This is a genomic window from Mesorhizobium sp. M0047 (genome assembly GCF_040323315.1).
Lineage (GTDB): Bacteria > Pseudomonadota > Alphaproteobacteria > Rhizobiales > Rhizobiaceae > Mesorhizobium.
In genome coordinates this window covers 1-1,627 of record NZ_JAMYUW010000099.1, presented here as the reverse complement: position 1 = coordinate 1,627, position 1,627 = coordinate 1, and the positions used below count along the sequence as shown (strand labels likewise).

Genomic DNA, 1,627 nt, shown 5'->3' with positions numbered 1-1,627 from the left:
CGATCACGGGTGATTTTGTGCTGACGGCAAAGGAGGTCAATCCGGTTATCAATGCCATGCAGGACAACGGCATCGAGATCACCGCATTGCATAGCCACATGCTCGATGAGAAGCCGCGGCTCTTCTTCATGCATTTCTGGGCGAACGACGATGCAAAGAAGCTGGCGAAAGGACTGCGCGCAGCCCTCGACAAAGTCGCCGTCAAGAAGAGTTAGATTGGGTGTCCGCGCGCGTCCTACGGCGGAGTTCGGCCGGCTCGGAGCGAACGGCCTTCTTCCCGCCGCCTCGGGAACCGTTCTCTGGCGCTGCGTCTCTCCGCCATCAGCATTGCGCCGGAGATCGCCTTTCCATCGCATACGAGCGGCGGGCCGGGTTGTTGTGAACCGATACGTCCGGAACGATCGAAGGCCCGCTTCGTTCTGATTGGATGGACTGGATTAGACTAAGCCTCCTGGCGTTGGCGGGGTTCCTCACCTGGACGCTGAACACCCTCTCGGCCGGAGGCGGAGGTCTATTGCTGATCCCCGCCGTGACTTTCATCACAGGCAGCGCGGCGGTTGCGCCGGTCATCACCTTGACCGAGCTCATCGGCAATCCCATCCGCGCCTTGGCCTTTCGGCGCGACATCGATTGGAGCCTGGTCCGTTGGTACCTGCCCGGCGCCATCGCCGGTGCCGCGGCGGGCTCCTGGCTCTTCGCCAACAGTCGGGCGGAATGGCTCCAGATACTCATAGGCATCTATCTGATCAGTGCAGTCTGGGAATTTCGCGGCGGCGCGCGCGAGCGGAGCTACCGAGCCCGCCGCTGGTGGTTTCTCCCGGCCGGCCTGATCGTCGCCCTGTTGTCGGCGCTTATGGGCACTGTGGGACCCGTCCTGAATTCGCTTTATCTGAACTACGGTTCGGAGAAGGAGACGTTGGTCGCCACGAAATCCGTGAACTCGTTTGTGACCGATGTCGTGAAGATCACGGTATTCACCGGACTCGGCGCGCTCGGTGGTCAGGCGGCTATATACGGCATAGCCGCGGGTTTGGGCGCCGCGCTTGCCAATCTGCTGGCCAAGCCCTGGCTCGAACACCTGAGTGGACAACAGTTCCGCCGCCTAGTGGTCGCGCTCATGGCTGCGAGTGGAGCGCTGATGATCTGGAACCAGCACAGCATCGTTGTGCAGGCCTGGCGGGCGGCCGGGCCCTAACCCGCTCAGGTTGGAGAAGCTTCGCCCGGTTCCGCCAGTCGACCTAATGATGGTGACCTTCGGGCTCGACCATCTTGAACCGCAGCACCTGTTCGCGATCTTTCGCAGTCAGCACCAGCCTTGCCCGGAATTCATGCGGCTCGGCAGGGGCGACGGTGCTCTCAAGGCGGTGATGGTTGTCGCCGACAGGTTCGAGGCGAATCGTTTCCGGCCCGCCGGACCGGTCGATGAATACCGTCGCCGTCAGATCGTCGGCATGCCGGTCGATCGTCAGCCGCATCCGCTCGCCAGCCGGTGTATCGACGATCTCTAATGTGCCAGCAGCCAGATCGCAGGCGACCTTGAAGGGCTCCGGCGCATGATGGTGAGCACCAGAGGTTTCCGCGCCAGTGACGGCCGGCGCGGCCGGGCTCAACAGGCGGACATTGGCTT

Annotated in this window: 2 protein-coding genes and 1 pseudogene; 2 read left to right on the top strand and 1 reads right to left on the bottom strand. The window is 62.7% G+C overall.

Features of this window, described 5'->3' with window-relative positions; genetic code table 11:
- Positions 1-215: DUF1259 domain-containing protein (locus NKJ89_RS35530; protein ID WP_352609063.1), on the top strand; the 215-nt coding region annotated here is incomplete at its 5' end.
- A gap of 212 nt (positions 216-427) precedes the next feature.
- Positions 428-1,195: a sulfite exporter TauE/SafE family protein gene (locus tag NKJ89_RS35525; protein WP_352609062.1), complete on the top strand. Its 768-nt coding sequence runs from the start codon at positions 428-430 to the stop codon at positions 1,193-1,195.
- A 43-nt stretch (positions 1,196-1,238) separates the two neighbouring features.
- On the opposite strand, the pseudogene NKJ89_RS35520 reads toward NKJ89_RS35525, so the two are convergent.
- Positions 1,239-1,627 (bottom strand): annotated as a pseudogene (locus NKJ89_RS35520) (cation diffusion facilitator family transporter); the annotation flags it as partial.